Source organism: Emergencia timonensis, from assembly GCF_900086585.1.
Taxonomy (GTDB): Bacteria; Bacillota; Clostridia; order Peptostreptococcales; family Anaerovoracaceae; genus Senimuribacter; species Senimuribacter timonensis.
Genome location: NZ_FLKM01000009.1, coordinates 218,015 through 236,648 on the forward strand (window position 1 = coordinate 218,015; position 18,634 = coordinate 236,648).

Below are 18,634 nucleotides of genomic sequence, written 5' to 3' on the forward strand. Positions count from 1 at the left end.
TGCTTCAGACGCCCCGCTGCTTATTCAAAGCAGCAACTACCTACATAATTTCATATAGGAATGAGGATAGCCTCTCAAAAAAATCTTCTTCTGTTGGTGGCACGCTCACGCCCCTAATATAGAAGTTTTAGTTCTACAACATAGCTCTTATTTTTCTTACTGCCGCAAAGGTTTAACAGCCTTTGCGGTTTTTTGTTTGTCGATATTTGTCGGGAAAAGGGATAAGCCTTCTTCCGGTATCGGCTGCCGTTCTCCGCCCTTTCCAATCTGAGATTTCAAACAAATCAGATTGGAGGTAAGGAAAATGGCATATAACCATGGAAAAGCAGAGCGCAAATGGAAGCTCTGGAAAGAGAAAGAAGAAAAGATTTTAAGAGACAGCGGTGTTTCTGAAGATATGATTGAAGCAATCCGTCTCTATGACCGTCAGGCATTTAATTCAGACAGACGCTATTATGAGCGTGTGCAGGAAACAGGTACATATCTGGATACCGTAGCAGCATCCAACGATCAGGCAGAACCGAAAACAGTACAAGATTTTTTGGATCATATTGAAAATCAGGAATTGTATCATGTACTGATCACTGTGGACAGGCTTACCCTGCAGATCGTTCTGATGAAGATCCAGGGGTATAGCACCCATGAAATCGCCAGGTATCTGAAGATTACCGAAAAGGCGGTTTACAGACGCATGGACAGGTTAAAAGAAAAAATCAAAAAATATTTTAACGTGAGGGGAAATTGATAGGTTCCCATTGGCGACAGGGTGAGAGGACGAAATCCTCCACCCTGTTTTCCTTTGTGTGGCAAAAACAGGATTGTTCCTTGACAACCGAATAGTCATTCGCCAAATACTTCCTCTTTGTGATTGTGATGAGCATAAGCGTGCGGAGCAGTACGCCAAGACCTGCCGACAAGCAAATAGCGATGAAAGGTGGTGAGCGAGCCTATACTGACTCCAAATATCGGGTAGCCCCCGGTTTCGCCATAACCCACAAAGAGCATAATGGTACTCCCGTCCAGTCACAGTCCGAGCGGTATCCAATCCGCCGCAGGCAATGAGGGCGGCTCTGGCAGACCGTCAGTTGGGGTGAAACTCCCGTGGAGTCAGTTCGCTGCTGACCGTTTGGCGACTTCCCTGCGCTTTTTCGTATTTGCATTTCGGGGTGTCGAGGACAAATAGAAATGCCATGATCATAAAGCCAGACACAAGGTTATCAATGAGAACAGAGCTTTGTTTTATATGCTCCAGACCTCAAAAAGCCTTTTGCCTGGCTTATTACATAGACAGAATTATTATTTGTCGAATATAGATTGGAGGTTATAAAGATGGAAAAAACATATAGACGTGGTCAAATATATTACGCCGACTTAAATCCTGTGATTGGTTCAGAACAGGGCGGGATAAGACCTGTACTTATTATCTCTAATGATATAGGCAACAGATATAGTCCTACTGTAATCGTTGCAGCAATCACAAGTCGGGCAAGAGGAAAGACAAAATTACCCACACACATTCCTACTGAAAATTTCGATGGTCTGGAAAAAAATTCAATCATCCTTCTTGAACAAATACGAACGATTGATAAGCAAAGATTAAAAAGTTATTTGGGAATTATCCCGGAAAATATAATGGCAAGAGTTGATACAGCTCTTGCCATTAGTATTTCGCTTCGCATTTGTTCGGATAGAAAATGTACAATCAGAAAGAAATAACGGTAATCGCACATTGGTAATATCAAGATTGTATTTTTATAATTTGAGCATACAGTCGCTTTGGATATAGCGGAGGTATTTGAATGGAAGATGTAAAACAAAATGCGGAACAATTATTTTCTAATTCAGAAAATGAACAAGAAGCGTTTGAGGTTTTTATTAAAGCAATGACACAGATCATTGAAAAATATGGAAAGATTGTTTTGCATGAGTTAGATTATGCTGCGTAAATTTGCGCAGCTTTACATATCACATTTTCCTGAATTTTCGGAGGTGGAAAGATGAATAGAGAAGGAAAAAAATGTGTTTTGTATCCAAGAGTAAGTACTGAGATGCAGGTTGATGGATATAGTCTTGAAGGACAGAAAAACAGTTTAAAGCGGTTTGCGGATCGTGAAGAAATGGAGATTGTGGGTATTTATGAGGATGCAGGGAAATCTGGAAAATCTATCGAAGGACGGCCAGCATTTAAGAAAATGCTTTCCGATATAAAGTATGGATTGGAAATTGATTATATTCTGGTATATAAACTTTCTCGTTTTGGTAGAAATGCAGCGGATATTCTAAACTCTTTGGAATTTGTACAATCTTATGGGATAAACCTTATCTGCATAGAAGAAGGAATCGACTCATCACAAACCAGTGGCAAACTTTTGATTTCTGTCCTTTCGGCTGTGGCTGAAATAGAGAGAGAAAATATTATAGAGCAGACGATGAACGGACGAAGAGAAAAGGCAAGACAAGGCGGTTGGAATGGAGGATTCGCTCCGTATGGATATTATCTGAAAGATAATAAGCTCCTAATTCAAGAAACTGAGGCAGAAGCCATAAGAATTATATATGATAAATTTGGTAATTCAGATATTGGACTTGGTGGGATTGCAAAATACCTGAATCTTCAAGGAATCAAAAAGATACCTCGTCAAAATGGTAAATTAGAAACATGGAGCAGTCATTTTATACGTTTAATATTAGATAATCCTGTTTACTGCGGTAAAATTGCTTATGGAAGAAGGACACGAGAAAAGGTTAAAGGAACGAAGAATGAATATAAACAAGTTCATACAGATGATTATATTTTAGAGGATGGGCAACACGAAGCTATTATCAGTGAAGAACTTTGGCAAAAAGTTCATGCGAAACGATTGGCAACAGGAGTTAAGCAACCATCAAAAATCGGAAAAGATAGAGCGCACCTTTTAACCGGCCTATTAAAATGTCCGATTTGTGGAAGCTCAATGTATACCAATAAACATGCATGGACAAACAAAGATGGCACATATAAAGAAGTTTACTATTATATATGTGGAAGAAATAAGCAGGAGAGGGGCCATCATTGTGATTACAAAGCTTCATTGAGAAAAACAGAAATAGAGCCTTTGGTAATTGAAGCAGTGAAAGAATTGGTCAGCGACAAATACTTTGCCCAGGAAATTGAAAAACGAATTGGTGCACAGACAGATACTTCTATGATTGATAAAGAGCTTGCTAATTATGAGAGAAAGTTAAAAGAAGTTGACCTAAACAAGGCACGGTTGGAGCGAGAGATTGATAATTTACCAATTGATGCTCGTTATAGAGAAAGAAAACTTCACGATATGATATTACGTCTTGATGGACTGTATGATACGATTGTGGAGCTGGAAGAACGAATCGAGGATGCAAAACTTAGGAGAAATTCCATTGAGATGGAGGCAATCACTCTGGACAACATTTACAAAATCATGCTTAATTTCGGAAAACTCTATGATATAATAAGTGATGAAGAAAAGAAGAGTATAATTACTTATCTTATAAAGGAAGTTCAAATTTATCCGCATGGTGAATCGGAAATGCCGTTAAAGTCTATTGAGTTTAACTTTCCGATATATCGTGATGGTAAAGAAGTAAGGAAGATTTTGTGGGAATCTGGTAATACCGTTGAGACGGTAATTCTTTTGTCCCATACAAGTCACCAGACAGTATTATAAATGTCAAAGCTGAATTTGGAAAAGGCAGTTGGTGATGTGAGAATAGGAGAATTTGTATGGCGACCGTGAAAAAAACTATTTCTGCTAAAGGTATTGTTATTGGCATCTATACAACAAATTTTGAAAATGAGCTTATCTCGACATTGGAAGTGGTAAGTTTAAATGATTTACCAAAATTAGAAGCTAGCCCACAGAAGAATTGAATCAGCGCAAGATATGAGAAAAGCATAAATTGTATTTGAACAAAATATAGAACGTAAGAGAACTATGGGAGGACAATATTTATGGAATGGAAAAAACTATTAACACAAACTCGGTTAATTAATGAAGAGAAGGATCCAAAAGCATTTGATGATTATTATATAAGCCCATTTGAAAGGGATTATGAGCGGATTGTTTCTAGTGCGGCATTTAGAAGGCTGCAGGATAAGACTCAGGTTTTTCCATTGTCTAAGAGTGATTTTGTCAGAACCAGATTAACACATTCTATAGAAGTATCGACAATCGCAAAACAGTTAGGAATTATGTGTTTTCAAAATACATCGTTATATCAGCATTTGCCAATTGACTGTAACGAGCAGAACAATGAAAAATTAAAGTCCCAAAGAGTTGGTGATATTGAAGCAGTTTTATCTTGTGCTGGATTATTGCATGATCTTGGGAATCCACCATTTGGGCATGTCGGTGAAGAAATAATAAGGGAATGGTTTAAGGGTAATCTTAAAGATATTTATCTTTTAAGGTGCAATGATGAAAAGCCTGCTTCAGATTTGTTGAGTAAGAAGCAAATTACAGATTTAGAGAATTTTGAAGGTAATGCTCAGGCTTTGAGAATTCTATCGAAGGCGCGGCACCAATCAGAGATTAATTTGCCATTTTCGATTATTAGCGCGTTGATTAAATATCCCACAAGATGCGACGAAATAGGAGAAGCTCATATTAGACACAAAATGGGGTGCTACCAGGCTGAAGAAAGCACTTTTTTACAAATTGCTGAAAAAGTGGGCACTGTGAACGCAGATGGGGAAGTGATTCGCAATCCTTTGGCATATTTAGTTGAGGCAGCAGACGATATCGCATATATGACTGCCGATTTGGAGGATGCAGTAAAGTCGGGAATAGTCAGCGTTGATGAGTTGTTGCATTTTTTCGAAAATACATATGAGGCATTGGGAGAAAAAAACAGGGAATCTCAACAGCATATGGATAGAACAAAAGAAATCATTGACAAATTGAATTCTCTTAATGAAACAGAAAAAGATAAGGCCAAAGTAATGAGCCAATGGGGAACATACCTTAGAAAATGGTTGATGTATGTTGTGTGCTGGAGATTTTCAAAAAGTTATGAGGATATTTTGCAAGGAAAATTTAACTATGATTTATTCTATGATAATAATCATAGCTTAACAGAAAAATTATTAAAAAAGGCAATGAGTGAATTTGTTTTTGATTCGCGCGTGATTGTGGAGCCGGAAATATCTGCGCAGATTATTCTTAATTTTTTGTTAGATAAGTTTGTTCCGGCTGTTGTCCGATTTGATAATTATGGAGTGATGACAATGCAAGACAAAAAAGTAATTACTCTTATTTCCTCTAATTACATTAATGATTACTTTAAAGCAAAGGAAACGGATGCTATTACAGATGAGATAGAACTCTTGTATCGTAGAATATTAATTGCGACGGATTTTATAAGCGGAATGACGGATGGATATGCAAAAACATTGTATAAAAAAATGTCGGGGCTAGAATGAAAATATAATAATCTATGTATGACAACATGATTTTATGGAAATTTGGTAATACCGTTAAAATGGCATGTCTCTTGAGCGACAGGAAACAGTATGAGAAAGTCAAACTCGAGGTTGATCTGGAAGGCTAATTAAAGAAAAAAAGATATTGAGGTAAAATACCGAACTTAAAGCGATTAGCTGCTGATGCGAACAAAGCATTGGCAGCTATTTTAATAACTCCTTGCAACTGATTTGACGGAAGTGTAAAATAATAAATAAAGTTACTATTATGTTTCGCTAATCTGCTTGTTATGCAAATGGATAGTAAGGTTAAAATGGGCGGGGCTTAATTAAATATATGTGCTGTGGATAGTAGCAGAAAGGAAGCCCTAGCATGCTTCCGGGAATTGTTTACTTAAACAATATGAGAGAAATTCACTTTTCAAAAAACCTCAAAATTGCCGAATTACTGCACGAATATGAATATGTACGTGAGTTTGGGGAAGGTGTTGATCGTATGTACTATGAAATGGAGCAGGCAGGATTGCCCGACCCGGAATACCGGACAGAGGCTTTCATGGTGTAACGGGCAATTAAAAATAAATAGTTTCTGGAACAGCAGATTTCTAACATCCCCTAAGATACCCCCCAAAAAAAAATAAATAAAATCAAATATGGGAGTATTGTAGAGAGCCTAGAAGTAAGCATGAAATTATGGAGTTTTTTTTGATATAAGGATGCGAAGAATTTCACTTAAAATTATCTGAATCCTCTTATTCAAGTTGGGAAGTTAGCGATGACAATCCCAGATAAACCGAATAGTAAAAACTAAAAGTATGTAGCAAAATATGAGGAATAAAGAGTGATGTTTAAATACGGATAAAAATTAACAATGGAAAGTCTAGCGAGTAAGAACTGCCGTTTTGATTGAACAAAAGCTTTTGTGGTAGATCATAACAATATTTACATGTTACAAAGAAAGGAAACCTCACATGGGTCTGATAGAAATGGCCAGCGGTAACTCCGTCTGGCGTGGAATGGATTATTACGAGAACAAAAAGGTTGTCTCATGGGAACAGACGAGGACGGATACTTATGATGGAATTGTCTCTGGCAGTGGGGTCAATCGTTACACTGTACATATAGATAAAGCGCATCCGAGGAAATCTACCTGCAATTGCCCATTTGCTGAAGGACGAAGCGTCATCTGCAAGCATATGATCGCTCTCTACTTCACCGCCGAACCGAAGGTTGCAAAGGACTTCTTAAAAGAAGTAGAGGAATGGGAGGCTGAGGAAGAAGAACGAAATCAGCAGCACTATGAGGATTTAAAGAAGTATGTGAAGAGCCTTTCGAAGGCGGAGCTGCAAGAACGATTGTTGGCGGCAATGGTTGAACTTGAGGAACGAGAAACCTATTATCGGTAACTAAGTCAGAAATGAATCGTACTTATTTTGGAGGAACAACATGGACAAAATCATCCCGGGGCGTTATCGCCATTTCAAAGGCAACGAATACGAAGTGCTATATATTGCAAAGCACAGCGAGACGCTGGAACCCATGGTAGTCTACCGCGCGCTTTACGGCGAGAGGGGGATCTGGGTCCGCCCGGCGTCCATGTGGAATGAGACGGTGAGCCGCGATGGCAAAACATACAAACGGTTTACCTATATCGGGGAGTAACTTTCGAAAAGTAAATCGCAGGGCAATATCCCCCTTAACTAGCTTACATCAATCAAAAACACGAGCCGCTTATGATAGCGGCTCGTGTTTCTATCCAAGCCAATTTCTTATCGAGGCTAATTGTACTTTCATCTAAGATGATGGATCCAAGCCAATTTCTTATCCAGGCTTTTTCTATCTAATCAAGTCAGCCTATCCAATCAGTTTTCAACTCAACCTATCACTGTGCAATCTTCTCTTCTTGTTTCGCTTTCTCTAGCTTAATCTCTTTTGCAAAGAACATGAGCACGATATAGAAGACGGTGACGGCGATCATGGCCACCATCAGCATGCGGTGATTTGTTCCGAAGAGGCTCGCGGCGCCCAGGAAGATAACGCCGGCGACATTGCCCATGAACATGAGCAGGCCTTCGGAGGTTCCTTCTGAGGTCGGATAGCAGGATTCTGCGGCAAAGGTCAGGGTCAGCGGTGCGCCGCCGACGATAAAGAATCCGTAAATTGCTGCGGCGATGGCCAGGCCGCCAAAGCCTTTCATGGCGAGGAAAAGTGCAAAGCCGACGCAGCCGATGATGTTGACGACAATCATATATGGCAGCCGCTTATGTTGTTTATCCTTATCGGAAATCAAGGATATGATCAAGCTGCCGATGATGCCGATTCCCAGGATGATAACGCCGATAATGCCGACCTGTGTGGCGTCGACGCCTTCATTTGTCAGGTTGCGCAGGATTGGCTCGATCATGGTAAAGAAGGTGTTAAATACGCCGAATACACAGAAAAACATTAATAATGCCAGGATGAAATTTTTCTTTTTTAGAGCGAATTTAATGCCCTCTTTGAAATCGGAGCGTCCAGCTAATTCTTCCGGGCAAGGTGGTGTCGGCGGTTTTTCTTTTACGAAAATCAAAAATAAGATTGCCGAAACAACGCCTACCGCACCGTAAGTAAGCAGCATGCTTTTGATGGTCATTCCCGATTCCAGCAGCACCGGTGTGAGCAGCAGCCCTACGCACATGCCGAAATAGCTGCAGAGGAGCCCTACGCTGTTGGCCGTGGCGCGCTCTCTTTCTGGGAACCATTTGCCGGCCACCAGTCCAGGTGAGTTTAAGAGGAATGGCTGTGCAATGGCGAAGCCGACGGTCATGACTAAGACCAGCGTATAACTATCTCCGAAAAGACCACGCAGTAAAGCGCATATTCCGGTAAGGACGACTCCGAATCCGACTGCCTTCTTGAAGCCAAAGCGTTCAAAGGCGGCAAGGGATGGAATGGAAACGATAATCATACCTGCCATAAAGATAATTGAAAGAAGGCTGATCGCGCTTTCTCCTTTTGTCGCGTCGGTAAATCCATAGTACTTCCACGCATCTGTGGTGATTGAGAAGAACGTAGTCCACATGAGCTGAATCACGCCCGTACACAATCCGTAAATCCCAAGTACAACCCAGCGGTATCCGTAGACTTGATAATTTTGTTCCTTCATTGGTTATTCACCATCCTTTCCGACGGTGCTCCGGTCTGTATTTACTTGTTAGCCGTTCCACTGATGATACAAATCTTTCAGCACGTCATAAGAATCTTTCGGCGCATAGGTTACCGCAGCCTGCGCCTATAATTTATTTAAATATTCAGTTTAATTATACGTCGGTATAAAATTAGTGTCAAGTCTGAAAATTCTAATTGCCTCTTTTTTTGTTCTAGTGTAGAATATATGCAAAGAAGGAAAGGAGAGTGGTCCACCATGGTAAGACATTCCCGCAGAGAATTAAACAAACGCAAATGCCGCGCCAGAATCTTGAAGTCATCGCGTAAATTGTTCAGCACAAAAGGGTATGAAAATACGACCATTGAGGACGTGGCCCAACGCTCTGAGGTTTCTAAAGCCACCCTCTATAACTACTTTCCCAATAAAGAAAGCCTTTTAATCGGAATTGCAGAAGAAGAGCTGGACCAGATTCGTCATTTTATCGCCCATGATTTGAAAAACGAGGCCGATGCGGCAGAAAAAATTCGCCGTGTCCTGGAAGTGTTCATTTTGGATTCCATACAGTATATCAATCTCTCAAGAAAGATTACCTACTTGAATTCCTGCGAGACCAGTCCCCTCTATGCCACGCGCATGGATATGATGGCGATTTTTTTAGAACTGGTTTTAGAGGCACAGAAGCAAGAGAGCTTTCGCAGTGACCTAAACCCTGACGACATCGTAGACATCATCATGAGCGTCTATTTGATGGCGCAGTTCGAATGGAATGATATTGACCGTTACACGCCGGAATTTTGCTGTCAAAAGCTCAATCGGATTTTGGACATTGTTCTATTTAATAAAATTTGCTAACCTTAACGACCCTCTGAGGATTGATTTCCCCGGCGGGATTTTTTTTTATGAGTTAAACAGGTACGTCGAACTGCACATGTGCTCACCATATAATTGGGAATGCAAAATGCTTCACATCGAAATGATGTAAGCGTTTTTTTAATTTATGTCAAAGTTAATTGACTTTTTGCCTTCCTCCATGCTAAACTCAAGGCAGAGAAAAAAGAAGGCTTATGAAAGCAGGGATACAACATTATGGCTAAGAATCTCAGGCTCAAGGCTGCACGGGCGGCACTAGACATGACGCAGAAAGATTTAGCAGAAGCAATCGGTATCAGCCGGCAAACGATGAATGCGATTGAAAAAGGCGACTATTACCCGTCGCTAAAACTCTGCATTGAAATCTGCAAGGTAGTGGGAAAGACTTTAGATGAATTATTTTGGGAGGATTAGATTATGAAAAAGAGGGGAAATTTAGACGAACTCCAATTATTGAGAAGAGGAGATGTCTTCAAGCACGGTTTCTTATCTCTGACAGGGCTATTATTGGTCAATGCACTGCTGTACTCGTATGGAATAGAATGGACTTCAGGAAAGTGGGCAGAACTGACGATCATTCTCTTTGTGATTGTGCTGTGCAGTGTTGAGTTCATCTATTACGACATCTACCCTTTGACAGAAAAGCGGCAAAAGGGAGGCATCTATTTTCTTGGACTGTTTGGACTGATATCCATAGCAGCCTGCGGATACGATTTGGCAGTGGAAAAAGTCGGGATCATTGCCGATGGAAAAATCACAGCCAGCGCCTTGGGCATCCTGTATGGCATCATGTTCCTCTCAGTCTTTTTCGCTTATAAGCTGAAAACGAAGTATAACCTTAAATATGAATCTGACTAATAGGGGGGAAGGAAAATGGCAAAAAAGACAAAGTCGAGATGGGAAGTCATAAAGCCAATTCTTGTAATTTTCATCCTCACTGCTTGTGCAATTATGTTATTCTATGGCTTTAAAGAACCGGGTGTCCAACTGACTGATACGCAGATACAGGTTAAAGGCATGTATGGCCTGGAAATCGATTTTACCGATATAAAAGACGTGACATTGATTGAAAAAAGCATGCGAGAGATCGGAATTGGCACAAGAACCAACGGATTTGGCGGCATGGGAAGCACCCTAAAAGGGAATTTTAAATCCGCGGACTTAGGAAAACACATGCTCTTTGTCAATGCGGACGCATCGCCAACGATACGAATCGCGCGAAAGAGTGATGCTGACATCTATATCAGCTTCAAGGACAGCAAAAAAACCGAGACTTTATTTTCTGAGTTGAGCAGGGAATCACTTTATTCCCAATAAAGGAGAGACAGCACATGGCAGAATTATTAAAAGATATGTACAACTACGAATCACTTCATGAAATCGCAAAGAGGATACAGTCGGTTTATCACCCCTTTCAGGTTGACGAATTTTTGAAATCCACAATGGATCAGTCGTGGGATGATTTAGAATTAAAAGCCAGAGTTCGAAAAATCAGTTCAAATTTAGGCAGATATCTGCCGGCAGATTATGGAGATGCGCTGGCAATACTCGATCAAGTAGTGTCAACCTGTTCTTCCAACTTTTTTGGCATTCTATTCCCCGATTTTGTTGAAGTCTATGGGCAAGACGAAAAGAACTGGAACTTATCGATAAAAGCCCTGGAACGATATACTCCTTACTCCTCTTCGGAGTTTGCCGTGCGGCCGTTTATCATAAATCAGGAAGAACGTATGATGGCACAGATGTATGCCTGGTCCAAACACGAGAATGAACACGTAAGAAGGCTTGCAAGCGAAGGCTGCCGCCCGCAGCTTCCGTGGGCACAGGCTCTGACAAAATTTAAAAAAGACCCTGCGCCGATTCTGCCCATATTGGAGCAGTTAAAGGCCGATCCTTCCCCCTATGTGCGGAAGAGCGTCGCCAATAATCTGAACGATATTTCTAAAACCCATCCAGAACGAATCGCAAAACTGGCAAAGGATTGGTACGGCAAAAACAAAGACACAGATTGGATTGTAAAGCATGGCTGCAGAACATTACTGAAAAAGGGCGATCGCGAGGTGCTGGCAATTTTCGGATATCAAAATGCTGACTGCATTGCAGTCAATGACTTTTTATTAGATAAAACCACCGTCGCTATGGGGGAAGACCTTTGCTTTTCCTTTTATATTTTAACAGATGAGGCGACAAAAGTGAGACTGGAATATGCAGTCGATTATGTGAAAGCCAGTGGCAAAAGAAGCAGAAAAATATTCCAGATCTCTGAACTTTCTTTGAACAAAAACGAAAAGAAATTCTACAGCAAAAAGCTTTCTTTTGCTGATTTAACCACAAGGAAGCACTACCCAGGAATGCATGCGATTACACTGATTGTCAATGGTGCGGAGCGATGTAACGCGGATTTTGAGTTGACTGAAAATAACATGTAAGATGAAAGTTGTCAAGTTGGAATACGAAGACGCCGCATATGAATCCGTATTTCAGTGCAGAATAAAAGTATCTCGATAATCTAATATAAAGGAGTATACTATTATGAGCATGTACAACGCAGTATTAGCCAGAAATACAGAAAATGCCCCAAGTGACGGCGGTCGTTCTTCGCAGACTGTTGCCTTCTCTCACTACAACAACCTCTCGGCCCAGCTGCCCATTGAGCCCCAATCAGGCAAGCTGGCGGCAGGCGGCGTCAAAGAACAGGCAAAACAATGTTTTGAAAATATCAAAGCGATTGTTGAAAGCATCGACCATTGTCTGAGTGATGTAGTTAAAATTACGATCTTCGTCAAAAATATCAAAGATATAGAAGTCATAGACGAGGTTTACAAAACATTTTTTCCCGTCTATGTGCCTGCACGGACAGTAGCGGCTGTGGCCGCTTTGCCCATGGATGCTTTGGTACAGGTAGAAGCCCTTCTCTCTAACGGCGAAGGTACCATTCCAAATGCACCGCAGGCAGGCGACCTGATAAAGCTGACAAATAACACGGAAAATGCGCCGACTTGTCCGCTGTCAACGCAGACTGTTGCATTTTCTCATTACAATCATCTTTCGGCACAGCTGCCTATTGAAGCGAAATCAGGCAAATTGGTCACTGGCGGTGTGAAAGAACAGGCGGCACAATGCTTCAAAAATATCAAGGCTATTTTGGAAAGCATTGACGTTCCTTTTGACGACATCGTCAAACTGAATATTTTTCTTAAGAACCTATCAGACACTGACACGATGAATGAAGTATACCGAACATTCTTTCCGGATTCTGCTATTGCAAGGACTGCTGCTTACGTTCCTGCCCGCACAGTCATTGCAGCGTCAGCGTTGCCGATGAACGCATGTATTCAAGTGGAAGCAGTCGTATCCCATGGGGACGGAACGCCTCCGCAAGCTGTAGAAGACAGACACGGACTGATCGTAGAAGCAAACAATACGGACAAAGCGCCGAAATGCCCTCTGTCAACGCAGACGGTAGCCTTTTCCCATTACAACCATCTCTCGGCGCAACTGCCTTTAGACCCGCATACCGGCGCTGTGGTAACAGGAGGCGTAAAAGAGCAGACAAAGCAGTGCTTAACCAACATCAAAGCAATCGTAGAAAGCATCGGCCATGTGATGGACGATGTGGTGAAGGTAAACATTTTTTTGAAAAATATTGCAGATATCAATGCTATGGACGAAGTGTACAAAGAGTTCTTCCCAGGCGGGATTCCTGCCAGAAGAATTGTCGGCGTAGCAGACTTGCCTGAACAAGCCTGTATCCAAATTGACGCAGTCGTATCTAATGCGGAGGGAACACCGCCAACGACAAAATAACCTTATCATACAGAAAAGCAACAGGAGTTCATTCCTTCAGGAAATCCTGTTGCTTTTTTAATTCTTTCCTTTGATTAGAATCTGTGTTAAGTCACATTAACTGACGTACAAAATCTTCACATCGCCTAAAATCCGTTTGATTTCTGAACGCAGAAATTCTTCTGCCTTTTTTCTTTCTTCCGGCTTATAGCAATATTTACCTCTGCCGCGTCCTGTCATCAGCTCTTTGTCATATAGATCCGGTGCGTTGGGAAAAGCGTCGCCGTTGATGGCGCGATGGATATAGGAATAGGTCATCAAGATGATCTCCAAAAACATTTCCTTTTTCACCTTTTCTGATAAACCGTCCCGCAGCTGCTCTAAAAGTTCTGTGTACAGTTCTTTCCAGCCATCTACCAACATGACCGGCGCAATTAAAAGTCCGCAGGGGTAACCAGCTTCGCACATTTTGTTTACGGCTTCTATTCGCTTTTGTAAATCAGATGTGCCCAGTTCAATACGATTGATGAGAGGCTGGGGATTGACACTCATGCGAAAAATAACCTTCCCTTTGTGAGGCAGATCGAGAAGGCTGTCCACCATGTGAAATTTTGTTGGAAAGGTCAAACTGCCAACACCTTCCTCAGCAAAGCGAGGTATGGTGTAGAGGAGATTGCTCGTTATGGTATTTTCAAGAACCAGGTCACTGTTGCTGCCGATTTCAAAAGTCAAGGGTTTTTCACTGCCGCGGCTTTTCTTGATTAAACGGTCCAGCATCTGTTCTCTGTTGACAAACAGGCGCAGATAAGCACACTTGTTATAGTTGCATACCAGATAACAATACAGGCACATGGCGGTACAGCCAGACGAGGTGTAGGGGACTAAATAGTCTGACACCTTTTGATTCTCCACATATTTGTGAGTTTTTCTAGTGCCTATAATTAAATTTCGCTTCATTTTTCCAAACTCGGCGTTTTCTTTTTCACGCATTTCTTTTATGGAATTGTGACTATCGATCGGTATCCACGGCAAATCGGTAAATTGATCTTTTAATTGTTTACCCAATTCATAGGAAAGACTATTCGGCTCATAATATACTGCATCAAATTTCATAACTCACCCTCTATTCTAACTATTAGTCAGACATATTTCTTTTTATCGTAGTATGTGCATGTGGGCGCATATTTATGATATCCAACACGGATCTGAAACGAATGGCAGTTCCTTGGTCATGGAAGTGGACAAAATGCTTATTCTATTAATTTGAGACAGTTTTTTGGAACCCATCCATTTTGTTTATCCGATGCGCGGACACACCAAAGCCAGCCGTTTAATTCGTGATGGCCGGTTACCACGTCTCCTACGGTTACAGTCATTTCCTTTGCTGTGTAATTGGTTGTTGCAACAGCTGTTTCACCGTTGATTTGCAAGATCTGCAGGGGAGTCCACCCGCTCTTTCCGGTCTTCTTGGAAATACAGCGAATCCAATTTGGCCATGCGGCGTCTTCCTTGTATTCCTCACCGAGTTGCACCACATCACCTGTGTTCAATATAATAGGATCAGGATTGCTATCTTCGTATTGTTGTATGACAGTATAAAAATTTTGCATCTATTCCACCTCTTTCATTAGCAACTTAACAGTATGCATAATTCATTAAAAACACCTGGTTTACTGATTATAGCATACACTCTTGTGAAAATCAGTTTATTTGTTTCCCAGTAGTTAAGAAACCTGGAGATACTCGTTGAGACTGTTCAATTGGCATAAGGCTGAAAAGCCGCTTGCGAAAACAGGCAAGTCCTAAAGAACTTTTATGGGACGGTATTTCGCATGAGAGTAGTTTATGATATAAATTTATTTAGAATATAATCGCACCTCTTTAATAATCGCATATTATGTGTAATAGCAGTCATAACTGCTAATTGAAAAGGGTGTGATTTCATGAATTATTTTAATAGAGAGTATGGAAGAGGAGAAATAGATTACTATTTTGCGCCACCATCGAAGTTCCATAATATGTATTGTACAGGATATCCTTATTGTTGCAGGTATCCGAGACCAATGTGCCTGAGATGCCCGACGGGCCCAACCGGTCCGACAGGCCCAACGGGTCCAACGAGTTCAACAGGTCCAACAGGCCCAACGGGTCCAACGGGTCCAACAGGTCCGACAGGTCCAACGGGTCCGACAGGCCCAACCGGTCCGACAGGCCTAACGGGTCCAACAGGCCTAACGGGTCCAACTGGTCCAACTGGTCCAACCGGTCCGACAGGCCCAACCGGTCCGACAGGTCCAACGGGTCCAACTGGTCCAACGGGTCCGACAGGCCCAACCGGTCCAACGGGTTCAACGGGTCCAACAGGCCCAACCGGTCCAACGGGTTCGACAGGTCCAACGGGCCCAACGGGTCCGACAGGCAATGGAGTTGATTGTTTCTGTGTTCAGCAGATGAGGAATGTTCTTCAGCAGATTATCTCTCTCTATCCAAATGACAATATTATTGTTGCAATGGAGAGCGGAGACAATGTTAGCGGCCGTCCAGGATCATTATTGCCTGCACCGAATACCAATCCAAATTCTGGATTATTTCAAATTGTAAACAATCAAGGAGTTCCTCAAGAGGCGGTATCCATTTGCCGCATTGTATCGGTTAGAATAACCAGCGCCACCTATGATGAAACAATCACTTATCTTCCGGCGCCAGTTCCGGCTCCAGAGGGCTGTGGTGCGGATTGTCAAAATGCTGTACGACAGTATTTGCCGGCAGGCACTAGTGGCGTCAGTATCAAGGCTGGCGGCCAGACTGTTGCCCAGGGCACGGTACTGATAAATGAATTTGGGATGCTGGTTCTTGTGGGTGCAAACGAAAGTGACCCAACCTTCGTTTCAACCTGCAAGGCGGAGATTTTGAATAAATAAAGACTTTACTCTATACGACAGCAAAACACGAAAGGCGGGAATCGAATTTTCGATTCCCGCCTCTTTAATTATTAGACTCCAGAATACATAACTGTTTACAGGGCTGTCCCTTTTTTCGGTATGCTCATGCTGCTCATATCCACTCCTTCGAGTGCCAGCAATTGGATCTTCTTTTCAATTCCTCCAGCATATCCCGTTAAGCTGCCAGCTGATCCCACGACCCGGTGGCAGGGGATAATGATAGAAATTGGATTATGCCCGACGGCGCCTCCTATGGCTTGCGCAGACATGCCGGGTTTGTTCCGTTTTTTTGCAATTTCTTTGGCCAACTGGCCGTAAGTGGTAATCTCTCCATAAGGTATCTCACAGAGCAGTTGCCACACTTCCTGACGGAACGCACTGCCCGCAGGAGCAAGGGGCAAATCTGAAGGAACCGGTTTCCCGCCTGCAAAATATTTGTCCAGCCAGCTTTTGGCGTCGTTAAAGACTGGGAGATCATCATTTTCTGCCATTTCCTCTTGTACAGTGGCGGCAAAGTACTTCTGTCCTTCCATCCATAGGCCAATCAAAGCGTTTCCGTCGCTTGCCATCGTCAGAGGTCCCAAAGGGGACATATATTCCATCTTAAAGTACATTTAACTTTCCTCCTATAGTGAATTCCATATATTAATTGCAGCATAGCTTCGCCAGGGACGCCATTTATCGGCCAGCTCAAGAATCTCTTGTTCAGTACGTGGAGCCAGCGCCTTTTTGATGCCATAGTCGGTATAAAGAAAGGCATCCGTCCAGCCTAAGCACCGCATGGCAAGATACTGTGCTGTCCATGGACCGATGCCGGATATATCGAGCAGTTTAGCTGTCACCACATGAGGCTCGCTGTTAAAATGAAAACTTAGCTCGCCTTCTTTCAGCGCTTTTGCCAAGGTCAGTATGGTCTTTGACTTTGAAGCCGAAATGCCAAGGGGACCTAACGTATCCTCAATGGGGCAATCCAATGCAAGGAGGTCTTGTGGCGTTGGAAATGCGTGGGTTAATCCTTCGATGCCTGTTTCGATAACAAGTCCAAAGGTTTGTGCTAACCGTCCTGCCAGCGTGCCTGCGGCTTTTACTGAAATTTGCTGGCCGAGTACAGCGTAAACGGCCATTTCGAAAGGGTCGAAACAGCCTGGCAGCCGTGTACCGCATACGCATAAATTTGGCTGCAGCGCATTCATAACGGAGAGACTTTTATAAATGACGTCCGGATCACAGTACAGATCGAAGAGATGGCGTATCCGTGATAAGACCTGGGGCACCACAGGCAGAAGGGAGACGGATACCGTCACCTGCAGAACATTTTTCCGCGGGCGATTTTCTATGCGAATCCAGCCGTAGAAGGTTTTTTTCTGTCTCACAGTCAGACGAACCGTTCTAAAATAAGCGTCATTCTTTACGACTTCGACGCCGGGAATTGTTCGCAAAGCGAGGAATGAAAGCAACTGTTTCCAGCCGTAAGGCGGCCGATACCCAAGTGTAAGAGTGATATTATCCTGTCTTTGGATTTCCTCTCCATTGCCGGACTGCTTACGCAGGGCGGTGGGGGTGAGCTGGTACTGGTTTTTGAAGACATCATTAAAACGACGTAGACTGTGAAAGCCAGATGTCATTGCAACATCAAGAACAGAAAGCCTCGTATCTGTTAGCAGATTTTTCGCTAGTAACAGGCGGCAGGTCTGCAAGTACTGAATGGGAGAAACGTGATATACGGCGGAAAAGACACGACGCAAATGCCGATCACTGCAGCCCATGGAAAAAGCAAGATCCTCCAAGTTCTCAATGCTGCCGCAATTCTCTTCTAAAACTCTTGCGGCCTGATGCGCGAGTGACACCGTCGCATCCACCGGTGCAGATCCTGGGGCAAGTTCCGGGCGGCAGAGCAGGCAGGGGCGAAAGCCTTCTTGTTCTGCTTCCGCTGCTGTAGAAAAATAGGTGCAGTTTTCCGGCTTTGGCAGTTTGGCTCTGCAGATTGGGCGACAGTAGATGCCTGTGGAGCGGACGCCGACAAAAAAATGACCGTCAAAGCGTGGATCTTTCGTTTTAAAAGCAGCATACAAAGCCGTTTCCTTACTCTCCATGATTTCATCCTTCCCTGCGGCGGGTGCCTTAAGATTATGGAATCATTATACCATGTGCATTCCTTTGAATATAGAATCGCAGCACATGATTCAATGAACACTTCCTTGCGGTAACACCGTGAGATTATTGTGTTCATTATACCATGACGATTCCTTTAAAAATAGAATCGAATGTCATGATTCAATGAACACTTCCTTGCGGTAACACCGTGAAATTATTGTGTTCATTATACCATGACGATTCCTTTAAAAATAGAATCGAATGTCATGATTCAATGAACACTTCCTTGCGGTAACACCGTGAAATTATTGTGTTCATTATACCACATCTTGACGAAGAATCTCGCCATTTTCG

The 18,634-nt window shown here is 42.5% G+C and carries 22 protein-coding genes; 17 read left to right on the forward strand and 5 right to left on the reverse strand.

The window, feature by feature from the left end; genetic code table 11:
* The first annotated feature begins 304 nt into the window (after nt 1-304).
* The 10 genes from BN6539_RS11920 to BN6539_RS11950 all read left to right on the forward strand — a co-directional run bounded on the left by BN6539_RS11920 (nt 305) and on the right by BN6539_RS11950 (nt 7,102).
* Nucleotides 305-745: an ECF-type sigma factor gene (locus BN6539_RS11920; protein ID WP_003433242.1), complete on the forward strand. Its 441-nt coding sequence runs from the start codon at nt 305-307 to the stop codon at nt 743-745.
* Between the two features lie 584 nt (nt 746-1,329).
* Complete coding sequence (locus BN6539_RS11925) at nt 1,330-1,716, forward strand: type II toxin-antitoxin system PemK/MazF family toxin (protein ID WP_055151420.1); 387 nt, start codon at nt 1,330-1,332, stop codon at nt 1,714-1,716.
* An 83-nt stretch (nt 1,717-1,799) separates the two neighbouring features.
* Nucleotides 1,800-1,946 (forward strand): hypothetical protein, encoded by a 147-nt coding sequence (locus tag BN6539_RS22600; RefSeq protein WP_003433249.1) that lies wholly within the window; start codon nt 1,800-1,802, stop codon nt 1,944-1,946.
* Between the two features lie 51 nt (nt 1,947-1,997).
* Nucleotides 1,998-3,686 carry a recombinase family protein gene (locus BN6539_RS11930; protein ID WP_067538612.1) on the forward strand — a complete coding sequence of 563 codons (1,689 nt, stop codon included), beginning with the start codon at nt 1,998-2,000 and terminating at the stop codon, nt 3,684-3,686.
* A 56-nt stretch (nt 3,687-3,742) separates the two neighbouring features.
* Nucleotides 3,743-3,889, forward strand: a complete 147-nt coding sequence (locus tag BN6539_RS22605; protein WP_187375493.1) for a hypothetical protein — start codon at nt 3,743-3,745, stop codon at nt 3,887-3,889.
* Between the two features lie 81 nt (nt 3,890-3,970).
* A complete protein-coding gene (locus tag BN6539_RS11935) occupies nt 3,971-5,440 on the forward strand; it encodes a deoxyguanosinetriphosphate triphosphohydrolase (RefSeq protein WP_067538616.1) in 1,470 nt (489 codons plus the stop codon).
* A 373-nt stretch (nt 5,441-5,813) separates the two neighbouring features.
* Complete coding sequence (locus tag BN6539_RS11940) at nt 5,814-6,005, forward strand: ATP-binding protein (protein WP_067538620.1); 192 nt, start codon at nt 5,814-5,816, stop codon at nt 6,003-6,005.
* A 177-nt stretch (nt 6,006-6,182) separates the two neighbouring features.
* A complete protein-coding gene (locus BN6539_RS23450; protein ID WP_369907460.1) occupies nt 6,183-6,251 on the forward strand; it encodes a hypothetical protein in 69 nt (22 codons plus the stop codon).
* A 160-nt stretch (nt 6,252-6,411) separates the two neighbouring features.
* Nucleotides 6,412-6,846 (forward strand): SWIM zinc finger family protein, encoded by a 435-nt coding sequence (locus tag BN6539_RS11945; RefSeq protein WP_067538623.1) that lies wholly within the window; start codon nt 6,412-6,414, stop codon nt 6,844-6,846.
* Between the two features lie 40 nt (nt 6,847-6,886).
* Nucleotides 6,887-7,102 carry a DUF1653 domain-containing protein gene (locus BN6539_RS11950; RefSeq protein WP_067538627.1) on the forward strand — a complete coding sequence of 72 codons (216 nt, stop codon included), beginning with the start codon at nt 6,887-6,889 and terminating at the stop codon, nt 7,100-7,102.
* A 220-nt stretch (nt 7,103-7,322) separates the two neighbouring features.
* Here the strand turns inward: BN6539_RS11950 and BN6539_RS11955 are convergent, their stop codons facing one another.
* Nucleotides 7,323-8,585, reverse strand: coding sequence for an MFS transporter (locus BN6539_RS11955; protein ID WP_067538630.1), 1,263 nt, complete (start codon nt 8,583-8,585; stop codon nt 7,323-7,325).
* 258 nt (nt 8,586-8,843) lie between these two features.
* Here BN6539_RS11955 and BN6539_RS11960 point away from each other — a divergent pair, with 258 nt between their 5' ends.
* From BN6539_RS11960 to BN6539_RS11985, 6 genes are all read left to right on the forward strand, one after another.
* On the forward strand, nt 8,844-9,440 hold the full coding sequence (locus BN6539_RS11960) for a TetR/AcrR family transcriptional regulator (protein WP_067538638.1): 597 nt from the start codon (nt 8,844-8,846) through the stop codon (nt 9,438-9,440).
* Between the two features lie 234 nt (nt 9,441-9,674).
* Nucleotides 9,675-9,872 (forward strand): helix-turn-helix transcriptional regulator, encoded by a 198-nt coding sequence (locus BN6539_RS11965; RefSeq protein WP_067538648.1) that lies wholly within the window; start codon nt 9,675-9,677, stop codon nt 9,870-9,872.
* A 3-nt stretch (nt 9,873-9,875) separates the two neighbouring features.
* Complete coding sequence (locus tag BN6539_RS11970) at nt 9,876-10,316, forward strand: hypothetical protein (RefSeq protein WP_067538651.1); 441 nt, start codon at nt 9,876-9,878, stop codon at nt 10,314-10,316.
* A gap of 15 nt (nt 10,317-10,331) precedes the next feature.
* Complete coding sequence (locus BN6539_RS11975; protein ID WP_067538654.1) at nt 10,332-10,775, forward strand: hypothetical protein; 444 nt, start codon at nt 10,332-10,334, stop codon at nt 10,773-10,775.
* A 14-nt stretch (nt 10,776-10,789) separates the two neighbouring features.
* Complete coding sequence (locus tag BN6539_RS11980) at nt 10,790-11,887, forward strand: DNA alkylation repair protein (RefSeq protein ID WP_067538657.1); 1,098 nt, start codon at nt 10,790-10,792, stop codon at nt 11,885-11,887.
* Nucleotides 11,888-11,990: 103 nt separating this feature from the next.
* On the forward strand, nt 11,991-13,265 hold the full coding sequence (locus tag BN6539_RS11985) for a RidA family protein (RefSeq protein WP_067538659.1): 1,275 nt from the start codon (nt 11,991-11,993) through the stop codon (nt 13,263-13,265).
* A gap of 96 nt (nt 13,266-13,361) precedes the next feature.
* Here the strand turns inward: BN6539_RS11985 and BN6539_RS11990 are convergent, their stop codons facing one another.
* Together BN6539_RS11990 and BN6539_RS11995 are read right to left on the reverse strand one after the other, a co-directional pair.
* Nucleotides 13,362-14,357 carry an SPL family radical SAM protein gene (locus BN6539_RS11990; protein ID WP_067538663.1) on the reverse strand — a complete coding sequence of 332 codons (996 nt, stop codon included), beginning with the start codon at nt 14,355-14,357 and terminating at the stop codon, nt 13,362-13,364.
* 137 nt (nt 14,358-14,494) lie between these two features.
* Entirely contained in the window at nt 14,495-14,854 is a 360-nt protein-coding gene (locus tag BN6539_RS11995; protein WP_067538666.1) for an SH3 domain-containing protein, read from the reverse strand.
* Nucleotides 14,855-15,694: 840 nt separating this feature from the next.
* On the opposite strand from BN6539_RS11995, the gene BN6539_RS22610 reads away from it, so the two are divergent.
* The gene (locus BN6539_RS22610) at nt 15,695-16,165 is read left to right on the forward strand and encodes a hypothetical protein (protein ID WP_067538673.1); all 471 of its coding nucleotides are present in this window, start codon (nt 15,695-15,697) and stop codon (nt 16,163-16,165) included.
* Between the two features lie 95 nt (nt 16,166-16,260).
* Here BN6539_RS22610 and BN6539_RS22615 read toward each other — a convergent pair whose 3' ends face one another.
* Entirely contained in the window at nt 16,261-16,800 is a 540-nt protein-coding gene (locus BN6539_RS22615; protein ID WP_067538675.1) for a methylated-DNA--[protein]-cysteine S-methyltransferase, read from the reverse strand.
* Between the two features lie 12 nt (nt 16,801-16,812).
* Nucleotides 16,813-18,279, reverse strand: coding sequence for an AlkA N-terminal domain-containing protein (locus BN6539_RS12010; protein WP_197492887.1), 1,467 nt, complete (start codon nt 18,277-18,279; stop codon nt 16,813-16,815).
* Between the last annotated feature and the right edge of the window lie 355 nt (nt 18,280-18,634).

Coding starts and splice junctions, on each gene's coding strand:
- BN6539_RS11920 (WP_003433242.1), top strand. CDS start 305: ATGGCATATAACCATGGAAAAGCAGAGCGCAAATGGAAGCTCTGGAAA.
- BN6539_RS11925 (WP_055151420.1), top strand. CDS start 1,330: ATGGAAAAAACATATAGACGTGGTCAAATATATTACGCCGACTTAAAT.
- BN6539_RS22600 (WP_003433249.1), top strand. CDS start 1,800: ATGGAAGATGTAAAACAAAATGCGGAACAATTATTTTCTAATTCAGAA.
- BN6539_RS11930 (WP_067538612.1), top strand. CDS start 1,998: ATGAATAGAGAAGGAAAAAAATGTGTTTTGTATCCAAGAGTAAGTACT.
- BN6539_RS22605 (WP_187375493.1), top strand. CDS start 3,743: ATGGCGACCGTGAAAAAAACTATTTCTGCTAAAGGTATTGTTATTGGC.
- BN6539_RS11935 (WP_067538616.1), top strand. CDS start 3,971: ATGGAATGGAAAAAACTATTAACACAAACTCGGTTAATTAATGAAGAG.
- BN6539_RS11940 (WP_067538620.1), top strand. CDS start 5,814: ATGCTTCCGGGAATTGTTTACTTAAACAATATGAGAGAAATTCACTTT.
- BN6539_RS11945 (WP_067538623.1), top strand. CDS start 6,412: ATGGGTCTGATAGAAATGGCCAGCGGTAACTCCGTCTGGCGTGGAATG.
- BN6539_RS11950 (WP_067538627.1), top strand. CDS start 6,887: ATGGACAAAATCATCCCGGGGCGTTATCGCCATTTCAAAGGCAACGAA.
- BN6539_RS11955 (WP_067538630.1), bottom strand. CDS start 8,585: ATGAAGGAACAAAATTATCAAGTCTACGGATACCGCTGGGTTGTACTT.
- BN6539_RS11960 (WP_067538638.1), top strand. CDS start 8,844: ATGGTAAGACATTCCCGCAGAGAATTAAACAAACGCAAATGCCGCGCC.
- BN6539_RS11965 (WP_067538648.1), top strand. CDS start 9,675: ATGGCTAAGAATCTCAGGCTCAAGGCTGCACGGGCGGCACTAGACATG.
- BN6539_RS11970 (WP_067538651.1), top strand. CDS start 9,876: ATGAAAAAGAGGGGAAATTTAGACGAACTCCAATTATTGAGAAGAGGA.
- BN6539_RS11975 (WP_067538654.1), top strand. CDS start 10,332: ATGGCAAAAAAGACAAAGTCGAGATGGGAAGTCATAAAGCCAATTCTT.
- BN6539_RS11980 (WP_067538657.1), top strand. CDS start 10,790: ATGGCAGAATTATTAAAAGATATGTACAACTACGAATCACTTCATGAA.
- BN6539_RS11985 (WP_067538659.1), top strand. CDS start 11,991: ATGAGCATGTACAACGCAGTATTAGCCAGAAATACAGAAAATGCCCCA.
- BN6539_RS11990 (WP_067538663.1), bottom strand. CDS start 14,357: ATGAAATTTGATGCAGTATATTATGAGCCGAATAGTCTTTCCTATGAA.
- BN6539_RS11995 (WP_067538666.1), bottom strand. CDS start 14,854: ATGCAAAATTTTTATACTGTCATACAACAATACGAAGATAGCAATCCT.
- BN6539_RS22610 (WP_067538673.1), top strand. CDS start 15,695: ATGAGGAATGTTCTTCAGCAGATTATCTCTCTCTATCCAAATGACAAT.
- BN6539_RS22615 (WP_067538675.1), bottom strand. CDS start 16,800: ATGTACTTTAAGATGGAATATATGTCCCCTTTGGGACCTCTGACGATG.
- BN6539_RS12010 (WP_197492887.1), bottom strand. CDS start 18,279: ATGGAGAGTAAGGAAACGGCTTTGTATGCTGCTTTTAAAACGAAAGAT.